This window comes from Photorhabdus aegyptia (assembly GCF_000612035.1).
In the GTDB taxonomy this organism is placed as follows: Bacteria; Pseudomonadota; Gammaproteobacteria; order Enterobacterales; family Enterobacteriaceae; genus Photorhabdus; species Photorhabdus akhurstii.
Genome location: NZ_JFGV01000031.1, coordinates 1 through 24410 on the forward strand (window position 1 = coordinate 1; position 24410 = coordinate 24410).

At 37.9% G+C, this 24410-nt stretch carries 16 protein-coding genes and 1 pseudogene; 4 read left to right on the forward strand and 13 right to left on the reverse strand.

The features are described from left to right. Positions 1–69: 69 nt before the first annotated feature. Both BA1DRAFT_RS11145 and BA1DRAFT_RS11150 read right to left on the reverse strand, forming a co-directional pair. Positions 70–1371: a TRAP transporter large permease gene (locus tag BA1DRAFT_RS11145; RefSeq protein ID WP_036778952.1), complete on the reverse strand. Its 1302-nt coding sequence runs from the start codon at positions 1369–1371 to the stop codon at positions 70–72. 27 nt (positions 1372–1398) lie between these two features. After that, positions 1399–1905, reverse strand: a complete 507-nt coding sequence (locus BA1DRAFT_RS11150) for a TRAP transporter small permease (RefSeq protein WP_036778954.1) — start codon at positions 1903–1905, stop codon at positions 1399–1401. Between the two features lie 296 nt (positions 1906–2201). Between BA1DRAFT_RS11150 and BA1DRAFT_RS11155 the strand changes: the two genes are divergently transcribed. From BA1DRAFT_RS11155 to uxuA, 3 genes are all read left to right on the forward strand, one after another. Next, positions 2202–3182, forward strand: coding sequence for a TRAP transporter substrate-binding protein (locus tag BA1DRAFT_RS11155; RefSeq protein ID WP_036778956.1), 981 nt, complete (start codon positions 2202–2204; stop codon positions 3180–3182). A gap of 117 nt (positions 3183–3299) precedes the next feature. After that, complete coding sequence (locus tag BA1DRAFT_RS11160) at positions 3300–4043, forward strand: FCD domain-containing protein (RefSeq protein ID WP_036778958.1); 744 nt, start codon at positions 3300–3302, stop codon at positions 4041–4043. A 66-nt stretch (positions 4044–4109) separates the two neighbouring features. After that, positions 4110–5297, forward strand: coding sequence for a mannonate dehydratase (uxuA, locus tag BA1DRAFT_RS11165; RefSeq protein ID WP_036778960.1), 1188 nt, complete (start codon positions 4110–4112; stop codon positions 5295–5297). 186 nt (positions 5298–5483) lie between these two features. On the opposite strand, the gene BA1DRAFT_RS11170 is transcribed toward uxuA, so the two are convergent. From BA1DRAFT_RS11170 to BA1DRAFT_RS11210, 9 genes are all read right to left on the reverse strand, one after another. Continuing rightward, positions 5484–5663: a hypothetical protein gene (locus BA1DRAFT_RS11170; protein ID WP_036778963.1), complete on the reverse strand. Its 180-nt coding sequence runs from the start codon at positions 5661–5663 to the stop codon at positions 5484–5486. Beyond that, complete coding sequence (locus BA1DRAFT_RS11175; protein WP_036778964.1) at positions 5660–7159, reverse strand: anti-phage dCTP deaminase; 1500 nt, start codon at positions 7157–7159, stop codon at positions 5660–5662. The genes BA1DRAFT_RS11170 and BA1DRAFT_RS11175 overlap by 4 nt, the downstream gene beginning before the upstream one ends. Before the next feature lie 488 nt (positions 7160–7647). Beyond that, positions 7648–9237 carry a serine hydrolase domain-containing protein gene (locus BA1DRAFT_RS11180; RefSeq protein ID WP_036778967.1) on the reverse strand — a complete coding sequence of 530 codons (1590 nt, stop codon included), beginning with the start codon at positions 9235–9237 and terminating at the stop codon, positions 7648–7650. 144 nt (positions 9238–9381) lie between these two features. Further along, complete coding sequence (locus BA1DRAFT_RS21275) at positions 9382–10977, reverse strand: serine hydrolase domain-containing protein (protein WP_051560745.1); 1596 nt, start codon at positions 10975–10977, stop codon at positions 9382–9384. Between the two features lie 306 nt (positions 10978–11283). Beyond that, entirely contained in the window at positions 11284–12879 is a 1596-nt protein-coding gene (locus BA1DRAFT_RS21280; protein WP_051560746.1) for a serine hydrolase domain-containing protein, read from the reverse strand. 308 nt (positions 12880–13187) lie between these two features. Further along, a complete protein-coding gene (locus BA1DRAFT_RS21285) occupies positions 13188–14780 on the reverse strand; it encodes a serine hydrolase domain-containing protein (protein ID WP_051560747.1) in 1593 nt (530 codons plus the stop codon). Between the two features lie 305 nt (positions 14781–15085). Then, on the reverse strand, positions 15086–16675 hold the full coding sequence (locus tag BA1DRAFT_RS21290) for a serine hydrolase domain-containing protein (RefSeq protein ID WP_051560748.1): 1590 nt from the start codon (positions 16673–16675) through the stop codon (positions 15086–15088). Positions 16676–17110: 435 nt separating this feature from the next. Further along, the gene (locus BA1DRAFT_RS11205; RefSeq protein ID WP_036778969.1) at positions 17111–18703 is read right to left on the reverse strand and encodes a serine hydrolase domain-containing protein; all 1593 of its coding nucleotides are present in this window, start codon (positions 18701–18703) and stop codon (positions 17111–17113) included. Positions 18704–19068: 365 nt separating this feature from the next. Further along, positions 19069–20661, reverse strand: coding sequence for a serine hydrolase domain-containing protein (locus tag BA1DRAFT_RS11210; protein ID WP_036778972.1), 1593 nt, complete (start codon positions 20659–20661; stop codon positions 19069–19071). Between the two features lie 155 nt (positions 20662–20816). Here BA1DRAFT_RS11210 and BA1DRAFT_RS21970 point away from each other — a divergent pair. Beyond that, positions 20817–21449 (forward strand): annotated as a pseudogene (locus tag BA1DRAFT_RS21970) (transposase). A gap of 153 nt (positions 21450–21602) precedes the next feature. Here BA1DRAFT_RS21970 and BA1DRAFT_RS11220 read toward each other — a convergent pair. Further along, on the reverse strand, positions 21603–23195 hold the full coding sequence (locus tag BA1DRAFT_RS11220; RefSeq protein WP_036778974.1) for a serine hydrolase domain-containing protein: 1593 nt from the start codon (positions 23193–23195) through the stop codon (positions 21603–21605). A gap of 242 nt (positions 23196–23437) precedes the next feature. Beyond that, entirely contained in the window at positions 23438–24319 is an 882-nt protein-coding gene (locus BA1DRAFT_RS11225; protein WP_036778977.1) for a DMT family transporter, read from the reverse strand. Positions 24320–24410: the final 91 nt, after the last annotated feature.

The following is a 24410-nucleotide window of genomic DNA, read 5'->3' on the forward strand; positions in this document are numbered from 1 at the left end:
AACTATGTGACCGGGGTGAGTGAGTGCAGCCAACAAAGAGGCAACTTGAAAGATGACGGGTATAAATGCTTAGTAATTCAGTAACATCTGAGGCAGCCACAAGCTCAGTTGCGGTATAAAAGTCACCAACATCAACGCGATAACCAAAGCGCAATACATGGGTACCAAAGGTTTCAATACCTTATTAATGCTGACATCACCGATGGAACAACCCACAAACAGCGCACTCCCTACCGGCGGCGTACAAATACCAATAGCCAGGTTGAAGGTCATAATGATACCGAAATGTACCGGATCAACCCCCATATTCTGCGCTACCGGCAGGAAAATCGGCGTAAAAATAAGAATCGCCGGAGTCATATCCATAAAAGTTCCGACCAGCAACAGAATGATATTAATGACCAGCAGAATAACCAGTGGATTCTCAGAAACCGCCATTAGCGCATCAGCGATCAAATAGGGCAGATCCGCATTCGCCATTGCCCAAGACATTCCCATCGATGCACCAATCAGCAACAAAACAATGGAGGTAGTCACCGCAGAATCGAGAATGATTTTTGGTAGTTTGGTGATACTGACTTCACGGTAAATCAATACTGCTAATACAAAGCTGTATAACACGGCAATCGCCGAGGCTTCTGTGGCGGTAAAAATACCGGCAATGATCCCTCCCATAATGACCACAACCAGCATCAGGGAAGGCAATGCGCGAACCAAGGTGGTGAAAAACTCGTTCCATGTAGGCTTGGGTGACACTGGATAACCACGGCGTTTGGCAATAATTGCCGCCACAACCATCAAGGATACGCCCATCAAAATGCCGGGAATATAACCCGCCAAAAACAGTGCGGCAATTGATGTGCCGCCAGAAACCAGTGAGTAAACAATCAGGGTGTTACTTGGCGGGATCAACAAACCCGCAGGGCAGGAAGCAATGTTTACAGCCGCGGAGTATTCCGGTTCATAACCCTCTTTTTTCTGCATTGGCGCCATCGTTCCGCCGACCGCCGCAGCCGATGCCACCGCTGAGCCTGAAATCGCGCCGAAAAACATATTCGCCATAATATTGACGTGCACCAGAGAGCCGGGCAAACGGCCGCCCATAACTTTTGCCAGATTAATCAGGCGGGCAGCGATTCCCCCCTGATTCATAATATTTCCCGCCAGAATAAAGAATGGAATAGCCAGTAAAGAGAAATTATCAACACCTACTGCCATACGTTGAGCAACCACCGTAATCGCCGCCTCCATTGGCAACGTCATCATAATTGCCAGTAATGATGACAGACCAATCGCAAAGGATACCGGTACGCCCAGTGCCAACAACACAGCAAAACTACCGAACAACGCTAAAACCACTTGCCAGTCCATAAGCTCATCCTCTTCCGCCTGGTGACTTTATTGATTTTCAGAAACAACCGTGTCTTTACCTGAAAAATTCTGAATAAGCTCAACAATGTCTACCAGCACATAGCAAATCATCAGAACACCGCTAATTGGCAGACATAAATAGACATATCCCATCGGTAGCCCTAGCGCGGGCGTAATTTGTCCGGTTTTAAGAGTTGAGATCACCAATATCGATCCGCCATATACCAACACGATCGAAGCAAACAGCGCGATCGCGGCCTGGATCACCAAACCCACACTATTTTTGCCTATCCCCTTAAGTTTCATCGTTAACAGGTCGATAGCTAAATGGCGATGCTGACCTGTGGTATACGCCGCGCCAATCATGGCGACCCACATAAACAGATAACGAGCGAGTTCATCCGTTACCGTACTCGGCATACCAAACACATAGCGGGAAACCACCTGCCATGTGACACAAAACACCAAAAAAACGGAAAGGCTGACGGTAAAAAATGCCAAACCTTTATTGATGCAATACACAAGGTTTTTCACGGGGCTTTATCCTTATTGGCCTCAATGTACGCCCTATTTGATTGACCAAATGGACAAACTGTCTGACCAAAATCAGTAAAGGAAGCTTTACGTTGCTTGGATTATAAGATCCAGGTCAAAAAAACATCCAGTGAGCGGGATCACAAACTGACTGGTTCACCCATTGTGCCGATTATTTTGTGATATTGGTCAACCAAATTGCTTTTACTTTTTGACGAAATCCGAAGTGATGCTTATGGTTTGACCGTCAGTTCAGTTGTACCCGTAACCTATTTACAACAATTGGAGAACGAATAATGAGCAATGCTAAGCGTATTTTATCTACTGTAATCGGAGCGATATTTGCCTTAGGCGCGTCACAAGTTATGGCAGTAACAACATTAAAACTCAGCCATAACCACAACCGCGACCATGCAGTACACAAGGCAATGACTCAGTTTGCTGATGAAGTTCGCCAAAAAACGAATGGTGATGTTCGTATTCGGATCTATCCAGACGCACAATTGGGTAATCAACGGGAATCGATGGAACTGATGCAAAATGGCGCACTGGATTTAGTCAAATCCAATGCCGCAGAACTGGAAGCTTTCTCGCCCGCTTATTCTGCTTTTAACTTACCTTATCTGTTCCGTGATAAAGCCCATTACGAAAAAGTTAAAAACGGCGAGATTGGCAAAGAGATTCTGGCATCCAGCAAAAACCGCGGCTTTATTGGCATAACCTACTATGAAGCCGGAGCACGTAGCTTCTACGCCAAAAAACCGATCCGCACGCCCGAGGATCTAAAAGGCATGAAAATTCGGGTTCAGCCTAGCCCAACAGCCATTTCAATGGTGAAAAATTTAGGTGGTAATCCAACTCCGCTGGCTTACGGTGAACTGTATACTGCTCTACAACAAGGTGTCGTCGATGCCGCAGAAAATAATATTCCCTCTTTTAGCCTGAGCCGTCACAGTGAAGTTGCCAGATACTTCTCACTGGATAAACATACGATGGTGCCAGACGTTCTTGTTATTTCTACTAAATCGCTAAATAAGCTGTCATCGGAACAACAAAAAATCCTCATCAATGCGGCAACCCACTCTTCGGAATATATGACGAAATTATGGGAAAAATCAGAAGAGAAAGAGCGCCAGAATGCAGAGAAAATTGGAGTCCAATTCGTCGATGTAGATCAAAAATCGTTTGAAGAAGCGGTCAAACCTATGTATGACGACATGAAGAAAAGCGATCCAATGCTTTACCGTATGGTAGAACGCATCCGCGCAGTCAGATAATCATTGGCGAAGGCCAAATGGCCTTCGCCTTTAAGCGGCACTTTTGGTTGACCAATTTCTGTTTTTGACTATTATCTACACAATAACATCAATAATCATGACAACAATAGTGACACCATGAAGCACTTATTTGAGCCAAAACGTCCTTATCAAGAAGTCGGCATCTCATTAAGAGAGATGATTGCCAACCAGAAATATCGTATTGGGGATCGCTTCCCCCCAGAACGAGAGCTTGCTGAATTATTAGGAGTTTCCAGAACCGTTGTGCGTGAAGCATTAATTATGCTCGAACTCGAAAACCTTATTGAAGTCCGTAAAGGTTCCGGAATCTATATTATTAACCGCCCTCACCTGCCAGCTTCCTCTTCATGCTCAGTTAACGCAGCCGGGCCTTTTGAGCTATTACAAGCTCGCCAATTACTGGAAAGTAATATTGCCGAATTTGCCGCTATGCAAGTGACACCAAATAACATTGCTAATATGCGTCGGGCATTGCAAAAGGAATCCGAAGATTTGGCCTCCGGTGAAGATGAATCCGGCGACAGAGAATTCCATCTGGCGATTGCGGAAGCAACCCATAACAGTATGTTAGTTGAACTGCTTAAACAATCTTGGGCATGGCGGGAAAATAATCCCATGTGGCAGAAACTGCACACGCGAATTACCGATAAAGATTATCGTAAAGAGTGGCTGCATGACCATCAGATCATTTTATCCGCCATGATCAAGAAAGATCCGGCGGCAGCCAAACAAGCAATGTGGCAACATTTGGAGAATGTGAAATTACGTTTACTGGAATTGTCTGATGTTGACGATCCCTATTTCGACGGTTATCTCTTTAACTCATATCCCTGTAAATAAGTTTTTATATCCAGTTGTTCTGATGACTGTTTTTTATTCTGACGTTTGTATATAAGGTAGATAACAATGGAACAAACCTGGCGTTGGTTCGGCCCAAATGATCCCGTTTCTTTAGATGATATCCGTCAGGCTGGTGCAACCGGCATCGTTACCGCATTACACCATATTCCTAACGGACACATTTGGAACAAAGATGAAATACTGGCCCGTAAAACCCTCATCGAAAATAAGGGGCTTATCTGGTCAGTTGTTGAAAGTGTGCCTGTCCATGAAGAGATTAAAACCCAGACCGGTCACTATCAGCAATGGATTAATAACTACAAAACTTCACTGAAAAATTTAGCGGAATGCGGCATCGATACCGTCTGCTATAACTTTATGCCTGTGCTGGACTGGACACGCACCGATCTGGAATACACACTCCCTGATGGTTCTAAAGCCCTACGTTTTGATCAAATTGCCTTTGCCGCATTTGAAATCTATATCCTCAAACGTCCAGATGCAGAAGCTGATTACACCGTCGAAGAACAAGCTCAGGCAAAAGTCTATTACGACAACATGTCTGCTGCTGATATTAAGAAACTCACCACTAATATTATTGCCGGTCTGCCGGGAGCCGAAGAAGGTTATACGTTAGCAGAATTTCAGGCGCAATTAGATCGCTACAAAGATATTACCCGCGATAAACTGCGTGAACATTTGGCTTATTTCCTGCACCAGATTGTTCCTGTATGTGAAGAATATGGTTTACGTCTGGCAATTCACCCGGATGATCCGCCGCGTCCTATTCTGGGCTTACCGCGTATTATTTCCACTATTGAAGATATTGAATGGCTGACCACCATTGAACCAAGCCCGGCTAATGGAATTACGATGTGTACCGGCTCCTATGGCGTTCGTGGTGATAATGATTTGGTTGAGATGATTAAACGCTATGGCAACCGAATCTATTTCACTCACCTGCGCTCCACCCAACGGGAAGAAAACAGCAAAACGTTCCATGAAGCCGCTCATCTGGCAGGTGATGTGGATATGTATAATGTCGTTATGGAAATCCTGCGTGAAGAATATCGCCGTAAGAAGGCTGGAGATAGCCGTTTGATACCTATGCGCCCTGATCACGGCCATCAAATAATTGATGACTTGAAAAAACAGACTAATCCCGGCTATTCCTGTATTGGCCGATTAAAAGGTTTGGCAGAAATTCGTGGTCTGGAATTAGGTTTAAGACGAGCGTTTTTTGAAAATAAATAATGAGTTTACGTTATTCACTATATTTACTAGTAACCCTAAAAAGGGTTACTTTTTATGTTTTCCCACATCGATGTGGCTATCAAGGTGTTGAAATAAAATCTTACTCTATTATTTTAATTAGTTTTCTAACAACAGAAAACAAAAAGACCTCATCAAGTACTCTGCTTTTCAATAAGTAAAAATAAGTTATACCAATTTATTTTTAGTGAAAGCCTCATGATCTCCAGGTTTTAACGCAATATTATCTCTACCGGATATATACGGGTTACGAGGAGTTCTCAATCCAACTTTTTTCCAATCTGGCCATTGCTCAACTATTTTTCTCATCTCCGCTATATAAGCCAAAAACTCTTCTTTCTCAGTCATTTTTTTAACTCCTTTATTAAGTTATCTACGTTAATTACTGATTGTGACTCTTTTTCTACATAAGATAATGGTAGCATCTGCATCCTAAGTCTGCCATCTTTTCTATACCATTTAACAGCTTTACCATTTTTATCTTTTCTTCTTACTTTATATCCTATCCCTAGATTTGTTGAGAACAAGTTAAAGAAACAGCGAGGTCCAATTCCCACGAATGGCTCAAAAATCACTTTACTATCAGAAATATCTTCTTCAGGTATTGAAATAGAATCAGGATGAAAATCAAAAGCTTTGCTTTTAGGATAAGGTTCAATATAGACAACTCGTTTTATACCACTGGCAACAATATGTTTTGCACAATTATGGCAAGGGAATGTAGTACAATACAATATTCCATTATGAGTACTAATATTACTTCTTGCACATGCCAAGATTGCCTCCATTTCAGCATGCACAACCCTTCCATATTCGGTAATATCTTTTATCTTGCTTTTTAGGAGATATTCCTTAAATACTTCCTTTTGTTCATCTACAATATCTTTAAGTACATCTTCAATAATTAACCTTTTCTGTTTCGCATTTGAATCCTCGCCTATCTTATAATCTCTACCATTTTCAGCATCTTCAATTGCATCTCCTACATAATCAGGCCAATATAATCCTCCGCCGAATCGTGGTACATCATTAGCTCCCGTTGAGATTATGTTCTTATCTTTCGTTAATACAGCACCAACCTGACGGGAAAGATCCCCTGATCGTAAAGAAGCAGAAAAAGCCATAAACATTGCGTATTCATCAAAGGTTGGTGTGACATATGGATTACCAAAAATAAGATCTAATATTCTCCATATATTATTGTCGGTCCTATTTTTATTTCCATCATAATGTATAAAGAAATCTGATAACTCATAGGTATCTCTGGTATGCTGTCCCCACTTATTCCCCTCATTGGAATCACGATCGATCAACTTTTTAGCCTTTACCTCATCAATACATTTATCAACAATAAGATTTTTTAATCTTTGCGATTCGCCAGTATATACACCTATCAGGAAAAAACCATTTGCATAAATATCCCTTAACGCATTGACCTCATCCGGGTGTTTAAGAGAATTTATAATATATGCTTTTCTATAAGATGGCGTTGAAAAACAAGATCTTTTATCTCTTCCTTTATTTATTTTTGCTGCTGCGGCTAACGCCAATATAGAATTATCCTGACTAACCTCTCTTAAGTAATTACCCTCCGACATTAAACAACTTATCCTTTCGTAATTATCCTTTGTTGAGGGAATATCTCTTAATACTGAAATAATTTCAGAAGATATTCTTAATTCCTGTACATCATACCTGAATGCATTAAGTTTCTGTGTTATAGAATCTTTAATTATTTCCAGATCCGTTCCTACAGCGCCAACTAACCCAATAACGACCTCAGAATCAAAATCCCAAGATCTCTGATCATCCTCAGATAGATATGTTTTATTTATATTAACCATGTTAAATATTTCTGCCTATTATCGTTTTACTCTATTTAAAATAGCCGTTAATTACATTTATAAAAAATGGACAATAACATTCGAACAAATATAATTTCGTAACTAAATATAGATTTTTTATTTACTATACCCTGTACATTCTGATTTAAATTATTCCTCTAACACCAGATTAGGAAATATGAATTAACATCACATGATTTACCCTTTTTCATAAATTTACCTCCCTTCTATTATAATAAAGACTAAATTATATATCTAATTAGAGGGAAGATTTATCCTTAACCTATCAAGGACGATGAGAATATAAACCAAAAACAATCTATGAAGCAATTAAAATATCGTAATCATGCCGAACAGGCAGAACATCGTCATAATAGTTCTGCCTGAAAATAAATAGATTAGATAGAAAATATCTTTATGATCTCAATCTAATCTTCTCATCCTTCCCAAAAAACACGGCCATTAATTCATATTTATAACCCTATCAATTAAACCGGGACGAATTCTATCTTCCAACAACGTGAATCATTGACATAAAGACGAGGTTTATTTGTGTCATGATTTAATTCGAAATCAATAATAAGTTGAGTACTGGTAGATAAATAACTATTCTCATAAGCCCATCGTAAGACCTCTTTTTTTCCAGGCAAGACAACTGCATCAATATAAAGATCATGACCGGATGCTTCAATATTGACAATTGATTCCGTTTCGTTATTATAATAGCGACCTGATAATCGATGAATATCAATATCACCTTTACCAGTCATCTTCTTCAAATAGAAAACATTGTCATTTTCATCAATCTGTTCCAGTGCGATAACACTGTTATTTTGAATGATCGGTCTGAACCGGATTTCTCCGCCCTTCTCTTGGAATGTTCCATCGGCGTTAAAGATAATCGGATTACCTTTCTCGAATAAATTACCTAATAAATAGCAATCTTCCTTGGTAATAATATAGGGATAGGGATCAGCCCCCTTGAACATACCGGTAATATCAATATTACTAGTTCGGCAATGCTCTGGTTCAGTCATATCAGTGTTAAATAATACATTAAGACATTGATTAGTAAACTCAACACTATTAATACCTGTTGCAGCCGTAATCACAATACCTAATTTAGCATCAGGTAAAACACAAACATCAGCTTTAAAACCACCATAGGCGCCATCGTGCCGTATTATCTTTTGCCCTTCACGTTGGCTGATCATCAAACCATAAGCATAATTGTTCCGATTGCCATTGGCTAAATTTGGCATACGAGATAAATGAGGCAACATATCCCGAACAATCGATGGTGAATAAAATGCTTTCATCCAGCGGCATAAATCACTCACTGTAGAACGAAGCCCCGCACTACCTATAGTTGAATCGTTGTGATCCGATCTTATCCATTGATTTGAATCTTCGTTATAGACATAACCTATCGCCCGGTCAGAGATAACCTCAGTAACATCATCATAGAAAGAGGTATTATTCATCTTTAATGGAATAAAGATATTTTCTTTCGCATATTCTCTTAACGATTTACCCGAAACCACTTTGATGATTTCTGCCAACAAATTATAACCCATATTGGTATAGCGAAAATATTCCCCAGGCATGAAATTAAGCTTTTGTTGCCGTTGAATCAATTTTCTTAATAAATCTATACTGCGGTGATCAAAATCTGAGTTTTTACCCGCCAAGCCATAAGGGGCATATTTATCCCGTAACCCACTGGTATGATGAATAAGATGCTCAATGGTAATATCAGAGAAATGTGCCGGGAAATAATCCACATATTTTCCAACTTTATCCTTGACGTTGATCTTTCCTTCTTTTTCCAACAAAGCAATACAAAAAGCGGTGAATTGTTTTGAAACACTCGCCATATAGAATTTCGTATTTGGGGTTATGACAGCAGCATGTTCAATACTAGCCTGCCCGATATGGCGCTTATAAATGGTTTCATTTCCGTGGGTAACAGCAACCGCGAGGGCACCGCCATTTTTCTTATTTTCAATATCAATTAAATTGTCTATTTTATTAACAAGAGACTTAATATTATCTCTAGATATCGTCAATTCCATCATTAATTTCCTTATTTAAGGTTATATAAAAATAACATACATACAGTGTGATAAGGCAGAATAATAATATGGAAATTCTGCCTAATATAATTCAATCAATTCTACCAGAAAAACACTATTCTCAACTCGTGTTCACAACACTATCAATTAAACTGGGACGAATTCTATATTCCAGCAACGACCATTACTGAGATAAAGATAAGGTTTATTCGTGTCAGAGTTTAATTCAAAATCAATAATAATCTCTGTGCTAGGAGAAAAATAACTGTTCCCATAAATCCGATGTAAGACCTCTTTTCTTTCAGAAGAAATAATGGCATCGATATAAAGCTCATCTTCAGAAGCTGCAACAGTGAGCACAGATTCTGTTTCGTGGTTATAATAATATCCTAATAGTAGCTGAATATCGGTACCACCATCATCAATCATCTTATCTAGATAAAAAACATTGCCATTTTCATTAATCTGCTCCAATGCAATAATACTGTCATTTTCAATGATAGGTCTGAACCGAATTTTCCCATCCACCTCTTGGAATGTTCCATCAGAATTAAAGATAATCGGGTTGCCTTTCTCGAATAAATTACCTAATAAATAGCAATCTTCTTTGGTAATAATATAAGGATAAGGTTGTATTCCTTTGAATATACCCGTAATATCAATATCACCAGTCCGACAAGGCTGTTTTTCTAGTTTAGTACCATTGGGATTAAACAATACGTCAAAACATTGTCGAACAAGCTTAGAGACATTAGTATTCATTGCAGAAGTAACAGCAATACCTAATTCAGCATCAGGCAAAATACAAACTTCTGATCTGAAGCCACCATAACCACCATCATGTCGTATTATCTTTTGCCCTTCACGTTGGCTGATCGCAAAACCGTAAGCATAATTGTTACGATTGCCATTAGTTAAATCTGGCGTACGAGATAATTGAGGCAATAGATCCTGAACAATCGATGGCGAATAAAACGCTCTCATCCAGCGACACAAATCATTCACTGTAGAATATAGCCCCGAACCTCCTACCGCCGCATCATTGAGATCTTCTCTTATCCATCGGTTCGAGTCCTCGTTATAGGAGTACCCCATTGCCCGGTCAAAAATAATCTCGGTAACGTCATCATAGAAAAAGGTATCTTTCATCTTTAATGGGACGAAAACATTTTCTTCTGCATATTCTCTCAGCGACTGGCCTGAAACTACTCTGACTATTTCCGCCATTAAATTATAACCCGTGTTGCTATAGAGATAATATTCTCCAGGCGTAAAATTAAGCGCTTGTTGTCGTTGCGTCAGTTTTCTCACCAAATCAATATGACGGTGGTCAAAGGCTGAATTTTTACCTGCCAGGCTATAAAGTAAAAATTGATCACGTAATCCACTGGTATGGTGAATAAGATGCTCAATGGTAATATCAGAGAATTCTGCGGGGAAATAATCCAAATATTGTCCAACTTTATCCTTAACGCAAAGCTTTCCTTCTTTCTCCAACAAAGCAATGCAAAAAGCCGTGAATTGTTTTGAAACGCTCGCCAAATAGAATTTAGTATTAGGTTTCACAGCAACAGCATGTCCAATGTTAGCCTTTCCGATATGGCGCTGATAAATTGTTTTATTACCGTGAGTAACAGCAACAGCGAGTGCGCCTCCCTTTTTTTTATTTTCAATATTAACCAGTTCGTCTATTTTTTTGATAAAAGAGTTAATATTATTTGCAGATATCGTTGATTCCATCATGAATTTCCTTATTTAAGGTTATAAGACAGGACATATATATTCAACCTAATAGCAATACATATATGGGCAGTACTATAAGACGTAAACAGGAAACATCCAAGTGATAATGACTATCATTTAATATATGAATGGCAATATAAAGTAACTACGGAAGCTGATGTTTTCAAAAAACAGACAGAACATAAATATAATAGTTCTGCCTGGAACAAAATGCATCTAATGGAAAATATCTTTAGGCCCTCAACAGCATTAATTACACCCTGTTATAACAATACCATTCTTCATTCTGATTTATCACTTTAAAAATTAAACTGCAACAAATTCTACCCTCCAGCAACCCCAGTCATTGATATAAAGGTGAGGCTTATTCATATCAGAGTCCAATTCAAAATCGATAACAAATTCAGTACTCGGGGAGAAATAACTATTACCGTAAATCCGCCGTAAAACCTCTTTGTTCTCAGGATAAGTAACCCCATCAATATAAATTTCATCTCCAGAAGCAGAAATAGTCACCGTTGCTTCTATTTCATGACTATAATAATTCCCTGACAATCTCTTAATATCGATAATATCGTCATCAGTCATCTTGTTAAAATAAAAAACATTGCCATTTTCATCAATCTGTTCCAATGCGATAACACTATTATTTTCAATGATAGGTTTGAATCGGGTTTTACTTCCCTGCTGTTGGAATGAACCATCAGAGTTAAAAGTAATCGGCTCGCCTTTTCCAAATAAACTACCCAATAAATAGCAATCCTCCTTGGTGATAATATAAGGATAAGGCGTTGCCCCTCGGAAAATTCCTGTGATATCGATATCACAGGTTAGACAATGTGGTTTTTCCGGTTCAATTATATTCGTGTTAAACAACACATCAAGACACTGTTCAATCCATTGAATGACATTAATATTTGTTGCAGAGGTAATAGCGATACCTAATTTAGCGTCAGGCAAAATACAAACATCAGATTTGAAACCAGCATAGGAACCATCATGCTGTATTATTTTTTGCCCTTCTCGTTGGCTGATAATCAAGCCGTAAGCATAATTATTGTGATTGCCATTAGTTAAATCTGGTGTACGAGATAATTGATGCAACAGCTCCTGAACAATCGATGGTGAATAAAATGCTCTGATCCAACGACACAAATCATTCACCGTAGAATAAAGCCCTGTGCCACCTACTACGGAACCATTGAGATCATATCTTGCCCACCGGTTCGGTTCCTTGTTATAAGTGTAACCCATCGCCCGATCAAAAATAATCTCTGTGACATCATCATAGAAAGCAGTATCTTTCATCTTTAACGGAGCGAAAATATTTTCTTCTGTATATTCTCTCAATGATTTACCTGAAACCACACTGACTATTCCAGCCAGCAAATAATAGCCAGTATTGCTATAAGCATAATATTCGCCAGGTGTAAAATTAAGTGCTCGTTGCCGCTGCGTCAGCTTTCTTATCAAATCAATATTATGGTAATCAAAACGCGAGTTTTTACCTGCCAGACGATAAAGTAAAGATTCATCACGTAATCCACTGGTATGATGAATAAGATGTTCAATAGTAATATCAGAGAATTCTACCGGGAAATAATCCAGATATTGCCCGACTTTATCCTTGACGCTGAGCTTTCCTTCTTTCTCTAATAAGGCTATGCAAAAAGCGGTGAATTGTTTTGAAACACTCGCTAAATAGAATTTAGTATTAGGTTTTGCAGCCACAGCATGTTCAATATTAGCCTTTCCGATATGGCGCTGATAAATCGTTTTATTACCGTGGGTCACAGCAATAGCAAGAGCGCCACCCTTTTTCTTATTTTCAATATCAACCAATTCATCTATTTTCTTGAGGAGCAACTTAACTTTATCTGTAGGTATAGTAGATTCCATCATGAACTTCCTTATTTTAAGATTATAAAACAGAACATATATACGATCTGATAGCAATATCATATACAAGTAATTACTGTAAGACGTAAATAGCAAATCATCCAAGTGATAATCATCATCATTTAATATATGAATGGCAATATAAAGTAACTACAGAAGCTGATATTTTCAAAAAACAGACAGAACATAAATATAATAGTTCTGCCTGGAATAAAATGCATCTAATGGAAAATATCTTTAGACCTTCAATAGCATTAATTACACCCTGTTATAACAATGCCATTCTTCATTCTGATTTATCACTTTGAAAATTAAACTGCAACGAATTCTATCCTCCAACAACGTGAAGTACTGGTATAGAGATGAGGTTTATTGGTATCAGGATCTAATTTAAAATCAATAATCAGTTCAGTACTGGGCGAGAAATAACTATTCCCATAAATTCGCCGTAAGACTTCCTTTTTACCAATATAAACAACTCCATCAATATAAATCCCATCGCCAGAAACGGAAACAGTCATCGTTGCTTCTGTTTCATGATTATAATAACGCCCTGACAATCGCTGAATATCGACACCACCCTCATCAATCATTTTTTTAAAATAAAAAACATTGCCATTTTCATCAATTTGTTCTAATGCAATAACACTATCATTTTCAATAATTGGCCTGAACCGGATTTTACCACCTTTCTCTTGGAATGTACCGTCAGAGTTAAAGGTAATCGGGTTGCCTTTTTCGAATAAATTACCTAACAAATAAGTCTCTTCCTTGGTAATAATATAAGGATAAGGCTCTGCCCCTCGGAAAATACCGGTAATATCGATATCACTAGTTAGGCAATACGGTTCTTCTGGCTTAATATCGATGTTAAACAAGATATCAATATGCTGCTCCACCCATGCAGAAACATCAACACCTGTTGCAGCGGTAATCGCGATACCTAATTTAGTATCCGGTAAAATACAAATATGGGATTTGAAACCAGTATAGGAACCACCGTGTTGTATTATCTTTTGCCCTTCTCGTTGGCTGATAATAAAACCGTAAGCATAATTATTACGATTACCATTAGTCAAATCTGGTGTACGGGATAATTGAGGCAGCAGATCCTGAACAATCGATGGTGAATAAAATGCTCTCATCCAACGACACAAATCATTTACCGTAGAATGAAGCCCTGAACCACCGACTACCACATCGTTGAGATCATCTCTTACCCACCGGTGCAACTCCTCGTTATAAGCGTAACCCATCGCTCGATCAGGAATAATCTCAGTTATGTCATCATAGAAAAAAGTATCTTTCATCTTTAATGGGGCAAAAACATTTTCTTCCGCATATTCTCTTAACGATTTACCTGAAACCACTCTAACTATTTCTGCCAGCAAATTATAGCCCGTATTACTATAGAGATAGTATTCGCCAGGCGTATAATTAAGCGCTTTTTGCCGTTGAGTGAGTTTTCTCACCAAATCAATATGACGGTGGTCAAAGTCTGAATTTTTACCTGCCAACTCATAAAGCCCAAATTCATCCCGTAACCCGCTGGTATGATGAATAAGATGTTCAATGGTAATGTCAGAGAATTCGGCAGGGAAATAATCCAAATATTGTCCAACTTTATCCTTGACGCAAAGCTTCCCTGCTTTTTCCAACAATGCAATACAAAAAGCGGCGAATTGTTTTGAAACACTAGCTAAATAGAATTTAGTATTAGGTTTTACTGCAACAGCATGTTCAATGCTAACTTGTCCGATATGACGCTGATAAATGGTTTTATTGCCGAGGGTAACAGCAACGGCGAGGGCTCCACCCTTTTTTTTATTCTCAATATTAACCAGTTCGTCTATTTTCTTGAGAAACAACTTAATCTTATCTGTAGATATAGTAACTTCCATCATTAACTTCCTTATTTAAGGTTATAAAACAGAACATATATATTCAATCTAATAGCAATACATATGTGGGCAGTACTGTAAAACGTAAATAGGAAACATCCAAGTGATAATGATTATCATTTAATATATGGTGGGCAATATAAAGTGACTACCGGAGATGATGTTTAAAAAAACAGACAGAACATAAATATAATAGTTCTGCCTGGAGTAAAATGCATCTAATAGAAAATATCTTTAGTCCCTCAATAGCATTAATTCCATTCTGCTATAACCATGTCGTTCTTCATTCTAATTTATCACTTTATAAATTAAACTGTGATAAATTCTATCTTCCAACAACGTGAATTGCTGACATAGAGATGAGGTTTATTGGTATTAGGATCTAATTCAAAATCAATAATCAGTTCAGTGCTGGGAGAAAAATAACTATTCCCGTGAATCCGACGTAAGACTTCCTTTTTGCCAGGATAGACAACTCCATCAATATAAATCCCATTGCCAGAAGCGGAAACAATCATCGTTGCTTCTGTTTCACCGTTATAATAACGTCCTGATAATTGCTGAATATCGACACCACCTTCATCAACCCTCTTTTCAAGATAAAAAACATTGCCATTTTCATTAATCTGTTCCAATGCGATAACACGGTCATTTTTAATGATAGGTCTGAATCGGATTTTACCCCCTTCCTCTTGGAATGTACCATCAGAGTTAAAAGTAATCGGATTGCCTTTTTCGAATACATTACCCAATAAATAGCAATCCTCCTTGGTAATAATATAAGGGTAAGGTTCTTCCCCTCGGAAAATACCGGTGATATCGATATCACTGGTTAAGCAATGCGGTTTTTCCAGTTCAATATGGGTGTTAAACAATATATCAATATTCTGCTCCACCCATGCAGAAACATTAACACCTGTTGCAGCGGTAATTGCGATACCTAATTTAGCATCCGGTAAAATATAAACGTGAGACCTGAAGCCAGCATAAGCACCACCATGTTGTATTATCTTTTGCCCTTCGCGTTGACTGATAATCAGACCGTAAGCATAATTATTGCGATTACCATTGGTTAAATCTGGTGTACGGGATAATTGAGGCAACAGATCCTGAACAATCGATGGTGAATAAAATGCTCTAATCCAACGACACAAGTCATTCACGGTGGAGTGAACCCCGCCGCCACCCACAGCAGAATTGTTGATATCATCTCTTACCCACTGGTGCAGCTTCTCGTTATAAACACAACCCATAGCTCGATCAGAAATAATCTCGGTTATGTCATCATAGAAAAAGGTATCTTTCATCTTTAATGGGACGAAAATATTTTCTTCCGCATATTTCCTCAACGATTTACCTGAAATTACTCTGACTATTTCCGCCAGTAAACTATAGCCCGTGTTGCTATAGAGATAATACTCCCCAGACATGAAATTAAGTGCCTGTTGCCGTTGGACCAGTTTTCTCACCAAATTAATATGGCGGTGATCAAAGTCTGAATTTTTACCTGCCAGGTGATAAAGTAAAAATTCATCCCGTAACCCACTGGTATGGTGAATAAGATGTTCAATGGTAATGTCAGAGAATTCTGCGGGGAAATAATCCAAATATTGTCCGACTTTATCCTTGACGCTGAGCTTTCCTTCTTTCTCCAATAAAGCTATGCAAAAAGCGGTGAATTGTTTTGAAACACTTGCTAAATAGAATTTAGTATTAGGTTTTATCGCTACAGCATGTTCAATGCTAGCTTGCCCGATATGACGCTGATAAATGGTTTTATTACCGTGGGTAACAGCAATGGCAAGAGCGCCACCTCTTTTTTTATTTTCAACATTAACTAATTCGTCTATTTTCTTGAGAAACAACTTAATCTTATCTGTAGATATAGTGAACTCCATTATTAATTTCCTCATTTCATTTAAGGGTATAAAACAGAACATATATATTCAATCTAATAGCAATACATATGCGGGCAGTACTGTAAAATGTAAACAGGAAACATCCAAGCGATAATGATTATCATTTAATATATGAGGGACAATATAAAGTAACTACCGAAGCTGATATTTACAGAAAACAGACAGAACATAAATATAATAGTTCTGTCTGGAACAAAGTGCATCTAATAGAAAATATCTTTAATCTCTCAATAGCATTAATGCTATCCTGCTAGTGAAACTCTATTCTAAATTTATATTTATACCCGCCATCTTTCAAGTTGCCTCTTTGTTGGCTGCACTCACCCCGGTAACATAGTTATCTATGCTCCCGGGGATTCGTTCCCTTGACGTCGCAATCCATCTTGAAATCCATAGGGTATATTAACTAGCCAATTAAACTGCAACAAATTCCAGATTCAAACAACGTGAATTACCAATATAAATACGATATTTATTTGTTTCAGGAACAAACTCAAAATCAATAACAGATTCAGTACTGGATGAGAAATAACTATTGCCATAAATATGTCGCAAAGCCTCTTTTTTTACAGGATGGATAATCCCATCAATATAAAGATCATCACCAGATGATATAATATTAATTATTGCCTCTGTTTCGTGACTATAATAGCGCCCTGATAATAACTTAATATCGACACTACTTTCATTGTTCATCTTTTTCAAATAAAAAACATTACCATTTTCATCAATATGCTCTAGTGCGATAACACTGTCATTTTCGATGACGGGTCTGAACTGAATTTTACTTCCTTTCTCCTGGAACGTACCGTCAGAGTTAAAAATAATCGGGTTACCTTTTTCGAATAAATCACCTAAAAAATAAACATCTTCTTTGGTAATAATATAAGGATAAGGCTCTATCCCTCGGAAAATACCGGTGATATCAATATCACTGGTTAGGCAATATGGTTTTTCCGGTTCAATATGGGTGTTAAACAAGATATCCATATACTTATCCGTCCATTGATCAACATCAGCATCAGTTGCAGAAGTCATCGCCATACCTAATTTAGCATCCGGTAAAATACAAATATTCGCTCGGAAGCCAGCAAAGGTACCATTATGTTGTATTATCCTTTGCCCTTCACGTTGTTCGATAATCAAACCGTAAGCATAATTGTTACGATTGCCATTGGTTAAATCTGGTGTACGGGATAATTGAGGCAGTAGATCCTGAACAATCGATGGCGAATAAAACGCTCTAGCCCAACGACATAAATCATTCACAGTGGAGTGAACCGCTGCACTACCCATCACAGAATTGTTGATATCGCTTCTTATCCACTGTTGCGAATTCTCATTATAAGTGTAACCCATCGCCCGATTAGAGATAATCTCGGTTATATCATCACAGATAATGGTATCTTTCATCTTTAATGGAGCGAAAATATTTTCTTCTGCATATTCTCTTAACGACTTACCTGAAACCACATTGATAATTTCCCCCAATAAATAATAGCCCGTATTGCTATAAATATAATATTCCCCAGCAGGGGCGTTAAATGTCTGTTGTCGTTGGACCAGTTTTTCCATCAAATCAGCATTGCAGTAGTCAAAACTTGAGTTTTTACCTACCAAACTATAAAGTAAAAATACATCCCGTAATCCACTGGTGTGATGAATAAGATGCTCAATAGTAATATCAGCGAAATGTTCGGGTAAATAATCCAAATATTGTCTGATTTTATCCTTAACGTTGAGCTTTCCTTCTTTCTCCAGCAAAGCTATGCAAAAAGCCGTGAATTGTTTTGAAGTACTCGCCAAATAGAATTTAGTATTAGGCTGTATAGCAACAGCATGTTCAATGCTAGCTTGCCCGATATGACGCTGATAAATTATCTTATCATCGTGGATAATAGCGACTGCGAGAGCTCCACCTTTTTTTTCATTTTCAATATTAACCAGCTCATCTATTTTATTGATAAACAACTGAATATTATCTTTAGATATCATCGATTCCATCATTAATTTCTCTATTTAAGGTTACAAAACAGAACATATATATACAACTTGATATCAGTACATATATGGGCAGTACTGTAAGACGTAAACAAGAAATATCCAAGTAATAATGACTATCATTTAATGTGTGAATGACAATATAAAGTAACTGCGGACGAAAATTAAAATTATCTAAATTTTATAAACATTATTTTCTTTCAGAAATCATTTTGGATCTAATATTTACAAAAACAGGCAGAACATAAATATAACCGTTCTGCCTAGAATGAAGTGTATCTAATAGAAAATATCTCCAGACTCTCACAATAGCATCAATCCTATCTTGCTAGCGAAATACTGTTCTAAATTTGTATTTACTAACCTGTCCATTAAACTGCAATGAATTCCAAATTCAAGCAACGCGAATTACTGACATAGAGGCAATATTTATTTTCATCAGGATAAAACTTAAAATCAACAATAAGCTTAGTTTTTGTGGACAAATAACTATTCCCATAAATATGCCGCAAAGCCTCTTCTTTTATAGGATGGATAATCCCATCAATATAAATATCTTTACCAGACGTTATAACATTAATTATCGCCTCTGTTTCGTGACTATAATAGCGCCCTGACAATAGCTTAATATCGATACTACCTTCATCGTTCACTCTTTTAAAATAAAAAATATTACCATTTTCATCAATCTGTTTCAGTGCGATAACATTGTCATTTTCAATGATAGGACTGAACCGAGCTTTACCTCCTTGCTCTTGGAATGTACCATCAGCGTTAAAGATAATCGGATTGCCTTTCTCAAATACATTACCTAATAAATAGCAGTCTTCCTTGGTAATAATATAAGGATAAGACTCTATTCCCCGGAAAATACCGGTGATATCAATATCACTGGTTAGGTAATGCGGCTTTTCTGGCTCAACATCGGAGTTAAGCAATATATTAATATACCGATCTATCCATTTAGCAACATCAACACCTATTGCAGCGGTAATCACGATACCTAATTTAGCATCCGGTAAAATACAAATACTCGCTCTGAAGCCAGCATAAGTACCACCGTGTTGTATTATCGTTTGCCCTGCACGTCGGTTAATAATCAAACCATAAGCATAATTGTTACGATTACCATTAGTTAAATCTGGTGTACGGGATAATTGAGGCAACAGATCCTGAACAATCGATGGTGAATAAAATGCTCTCATCCAACGACACAAATCATTCACGGTGGAGTGAACCCCTGCACTACCCACCACGGAATTGTTGATATCGCTTCTTATCCACCGTTTTGAATCCTTATTATAAGCGTAACCCATCGCCCTGTCAGAGATAATCTCGGTTACATCATCGCAGATAAAGGTATTTTTCATCTTTAATGGGGCGAAAACATTTTCTTCTACATATTTTTTCAACGACTGGCCTGAAACCACGCTGACGATTTCCCCCAGCAAATAATAGCCGGTGTTGCTATAAAGATAATATTCCCCAGACGGGACGTTAAGTGCCTGTTGTCGTTGAATCAGCTTTCTCTCTAAGTCAGCATGGCAGTAGTCAAAATCTGAGTTTTTACCTGCCAGACCATAAAGTAAAAATATATCCCGTAACCCGCTGGTGTGGTGAATAAGGTGTTCAATAGTAATATCAGAGAAATGCGCGGGTAAATAATCCAAATATTGTCTGACTTTATCCTTGACGTTAATCTTTCCTTCTTTCTCCAGCAAAGCTATACAGAAAGCCGTGAATTGTTTTGAAACACTCGCTAAATAGAATTTAGTTTTAGGTTTTACAACCACAGCATGTTCAATGCTAGCTTTTCCGATATGACGCTGATAAATGATTTTATTGCCGTGGATAACCGCAACGGCGAGAGCGCCCCCCTTTTTTTTATTCTCAATATTAACTAATTCGTCTATTTTCTTGATAAAGAGTTTAATATTATCTGCGGATATTGTCAGTTTCATCATCAATCTCCTAATAAATAAACTTTCAAAATAGTAGATCGTTGGAAGGGAACTCAGTCTGATTTTTGCGATCTGATTAATTGCGAAAAATCTCAAACCTCAACACGGACTGAGTGATGCCTATCATAGTACCCATACCTTAAAATGAATGCCAGAAAATGAGAAAACTTATCCATAAAACCTGTGATAAGAATTATTCCCGTCGATTGACGACATTATTGATGCTCAATGAGGGATTGACGGTAACTTATATCGCCAAAACTCTTCATGCCGCACGTTCTTCCATCAATCGTTGGGTTGAGTGGTTTACATTATATGGACTCGAAGGGCTCAAAAGTTTACCGGCTAGCCGACCTGCTGTCTGGGATATCCCCTCTCTCTGCTTTGCTAAGATGGGTATTGTCTGGCGCAGAGCGGCACAACAATAAAACAACCCGATCCTGAATATGATGAGAAAATGGCAAAGATCACGGAAGCCAAAGCGAATATTTCAGAAAAACATCCCGTTTTCTATGAAGATGAGGTGGATATTGATTCAAACCCGAAAATCGGCGCGGACTAATAGGACTGGCCGGCACGACACCCCAAAATTACCCTGTTGTTTTCACCCGTCTATTCACCGTGGCTAAATAAAATAGAACGGTTATGGCAATCGCTCCATGAGACAATAACGCGAAATCATTGTTGTCAATTTGATGTGGCAGTTGCTTAATTATGTTAATGCCTTTTTGGCATCGTTTTCATTACAGCCAAAGCCAGGAAGACAAAAAATGAGTGTAGCACTATTATAAGACCTTATTTATAAAAAACAGACAGAACATAAATATAATAGTTCTGTCTGGAACAAAGTGCATCTAATAGAAAATATCTTTAGGCCCTCAATAACATTAGTTCTATCCTGCTAATGAAATGCTGTTCTAAATTTATATTTACTAATCTGACAATTAAACTGCAACGAATTCTACATTCAAGCAACGCGCATTACCGACATAGAGACGAGGTTTATTGGTATCAGGATCAAATTTAAAATCAACAACAAACTCAGCACTGGGTGAGAAATAACTATTCCCATAAATATGTCGCAAAGCCTCTTTTTTTACAGGATGGATAATCCCATCAATATAAATGTCATCACCAGACGATATAATATTAATTATCGCCTCTGTTTCATGGCTATAATAGCGCCCTGACAATAGTTTAATATCGACGCTACTTTCATTGTTCATCTTCTTCAAATAAAAAATGTTACCAACTTCATCAATATGTTCCAGTGCGATAACACTGTCATTTTCAACGACGGGCCTGAACTGGATTCTACTTCCTTGTTCTTGAAATGTACCGTCAGAGTTAAAAATAATCGGGTTACCTTTTGTAAATAAATTACCTAATAAATAAACATCTTCTTTGGTAATAATATAAGGATAAGGCTCTAACCCTCGGAAAATACCGGTGATATCAATATCACTGGTTAGGCAATGTGGTTTTTCTGGCTCAACATCAGTATTAAGCAATATATCAATATACTGATCCGTCCATTTACCAACATCAACATCGCGTGCATCAGTCATCGCGATACCTAATTTAGCGTTTGGTAAAATACAAATACTAGCTCTGAAACCAGCATAGGTACCACTATGTTGTATTATCGTTTGCCCTGCACGTTGGTCGATAATCAAACCGTAACCATAATTGTTACGATTGCCATTAGTTAAATCTGGTGTACGGGATAATTGAGGCAGTAGCTCCTGAACAATAGATGGCGAATAAAACGCTTTAGCCCAACGACATAAATCATTCACTGTGGAGTGAACCGCTGCACTACCCATCACAGAATTGTTAATATCACTTCTTATCCACTGTTGCGAATTTTCATTATAAGTGTAACCCATCGCCCGATTAGAGATAATCTCGGTTATATCATCACAGATAATAGTATCTTTCATCTCTAATGGAGCGAAAACATTTTCTTCTGCATATTCTTTTAACGACTTTCCTGAAACTACGCTGACGATTTCCCCCAATAAATAATAGCCCGTGTTGCTATAAATATTATATTCCCCAATGGGGGCGTTAAGTGTTTGTTGTCGTTGGATCAGTTTTTTCACTAAATCTGCATGGCAGTAGTCAAAACTTGAGTTTTTACCTGCCAGACTATAAAGTAAAAATACATCCCGTAATCCGCTGCTGTGATGAATAAGATGCTCAATGGTAATATCAGAGAAATGCGCGGGTAAATAATCCAAATATTGTCTGACTTTATCCTTGACGTTGAGCTTTCCTTCTTTCTCCAGCAAAGCTATACAAAAAGCTGTGAATTGCTTTGAAGCACTCGCTAAATAGAACTTAGTATTAGGCTGTATAGCAACAGCATGTTCAATGCTAGCTTGCCCGATATGACGCTGATAAATTATCTTATCATCGTGAATAATAGCGACTGCGAGAGCCCCACCTTTTTTTTCATTTTCAATATTAACCAGTTCATCTATTTTTTTGATAAACAATTGAACATTATCTGTAGATATCATTGATCCCATCATTAATTTCCTTATATAAATTTATAAAACAAGACATATATATGCAATCTAATAGCAATATATATGGGCAGTACTGTAAGACGGAAATAACCAACATCCAAGCAATAATGATTATCATTTAATATCAAAGAGAAACAGAAAGTGACTGCGGTCACTCATCGGAATAGGTGAATTCGTGCTAGTACTGATTTCAACATTCATAAAAAAGCAATTACCGGACTAATTGTAAGCCCGGTAACCCAGATTTATTCAGTGGCAAGGGAGACTCTCTTTGTACGAAAGACTAATACAAGTCCTGATAAAATGGCTACCATTCCCAACAAACTTAGAGCAGGTAACGAATTTCCCAGAAACAAATAATCCATTACAGCGGTTACACCAGGGACGAGATAAAAAAGACTGGTTACATTCACCAAATTACCTGCTCGAATGAGTCGGTAAAGTAATAACTGAGCCACAACAGAGATAATTAACCCTAACCATAGCAATGAAATAATAAAGCCAGGCACCAGTTGAAACTCAAAAGGTTGGAAAGGAACAAACAATAAACAAAGTAGTAGGCTAACACTATATTGCAGGGGTAAAACCGCAGAGGGAGCTTGATGAATTCGTTTCTGTAAAATCGCACCAATACTCATACAAGCCAATGCTGCTAAGGCAAAAGTAATACCAGCAATAGAAAACCGAGACAGCACCAAGCTTTGATACACCACTAATACCAAGCCCAGTAATGCTAATAATAAACCCGCTAAACGTACAACCGAGAAACGACGTTCGATCACCAACAATGTGATAATCGGTTGAATTCCCATAACTGTAGCCAAAACGCCAGGCGTGATCCCATTATCCAAAGCAAAAAAGTAACAAATAGAATAACCGCCAATTAACAAAATACCGGTGCCCGCTATCTGTTTGCGAGTACCATGCTCAGGTAAATAATAGCCCTTATGCCTGAATAATAATCCCAGAAATATCAAAAAAATAAGCGCAATAGCAAAACGCATCGTGAGAATGGCAAACGCGGTACTATGATCGAGTCCCCACCGAGAAAAAATCGCACCACTGCTCCACAATAAAACAAAAATCAAAGTCGAGCTATAAGAGATCCATTGAGCTTTAGAAATCATAGAGAATCCACACCCTGTCTTACATTTAATGTACACAAGTCAACGCAGCTAGCCAAATCTGACACCGATTAAATATCAACCCTCTCCCAGA

Excerpts from the sequence above, each read along its gene's own strand:
- BA1DRAFT_RS11145 (WP_036778952.1), bottom strand. The coding sequence starts at position 1,371 with ATGGACTGGCAAGTGGTTTTAGCGTTGTTCGGTAGTTTTGCTGTGTTG.
- BA1DRAFT_RS11160 (WP_036778958.1), top strand. The coding sequence starts at position 3,300 with ATGAAGCACTTATTTGAGCCAAAACGTCCTTATCAAGAAGTCGGCATC.
- BA1DRAFT_RS21280 (WP_051560746.1), bottom strand. The coding sequence starts at position 12,879 with ATGATGGAATCTACTATACCTACAGATAAAGTTAAGTTGCTCCTCAAG.
- BA1DRAFT_RS11175 (WP_036778964.1), bottom strand. The coding sequence starts at position 7,159 with ATGGTTAATATAAATAAAACATATCTATCTGAGGATGATCAGAGATCT.
- BA1DRAFT_RS11205 (WP_036778969.1), bottom strand. The coding sequence starts at position 18,703 with ATGATGGAATCGATGATATCTAAAGATAATATTCAGTTGTTTATCAAT.
- BA1DRAFT_RS11225 (WP_036778977.1), bottom strand. The coding sequence starts at position 24,319 with ATGATTTCTAAAGCTCAATGGATCTCTTATAGCTCGACTTTGATTTTT.
- uxuA (WP_036778960.1), top strand. The coding sequence starts at position 4,110 with ATGGAACAAACCTGGCGTTGGTTCGGCCCAAATGATCCCGTTTCTTTA.
- BA1DRAFT_RS11170 (WP_036778963.1), bottom strand. The coding sequence starts at position 5,663 with ATGACTGAGAAAGAAGAGTTTTTGGCTTATATAGCGGAGATGAGAAAA.
- BA1DRAFT_RS11155 (WP_036778956.1), top strand. The coding sequence starts at position 2,202 with ATGAGCAATGCTAAGCGTATTTTATCTACTGTAATCGGAGCGATATTT.
- BA1DRAFT_RS11220 (WP_036778974.1), bottom strand. The coding sequence starts at position 23,195 with ATGATGGGATCAATGATATCTACAGATAATGTTCAATTGTTTATCAAA.
- BA1DRAFT_RS21290 (WP_051560748.1), bottom strand. The coding sequence starts at position 16,675 with ATGGAGTTCACTATATCTACAGATAAGATTAAGTTGTTTCTCAAGAAA.
- BA1DRAFT_RS11180 (WP_036778967.1), bottom strand. The coding sequence starts at position 9,237 with ATGATGGAATTGACGATATCTAGAGATAATATTAAGTCTCTTGTTAAT.
- BA1DRAFT_RS21285 (WP_051560747.1), bottom strand. The coding sequence starts at position 14,780 with ATGATGGAAGTTACTATATCTACAGATAAGATTAAGTTGTTTCTCAAG.
- BA1DRAFT_RS21275 (WP_051560745.1), bottom strand. The coding sequence starts at position 10,977 with ATGATGGAATCAACGATATCTGCAAATAATATTAACTCTTTTATCAAA.
- BA1DRAFT_RS11210 (WP_036778972.1), bottom strand. The coding sequence starts at position 20,661 with ATGATGAAACTGACAATATCCGCAGATAATATTAAACTCTTTATCAAG.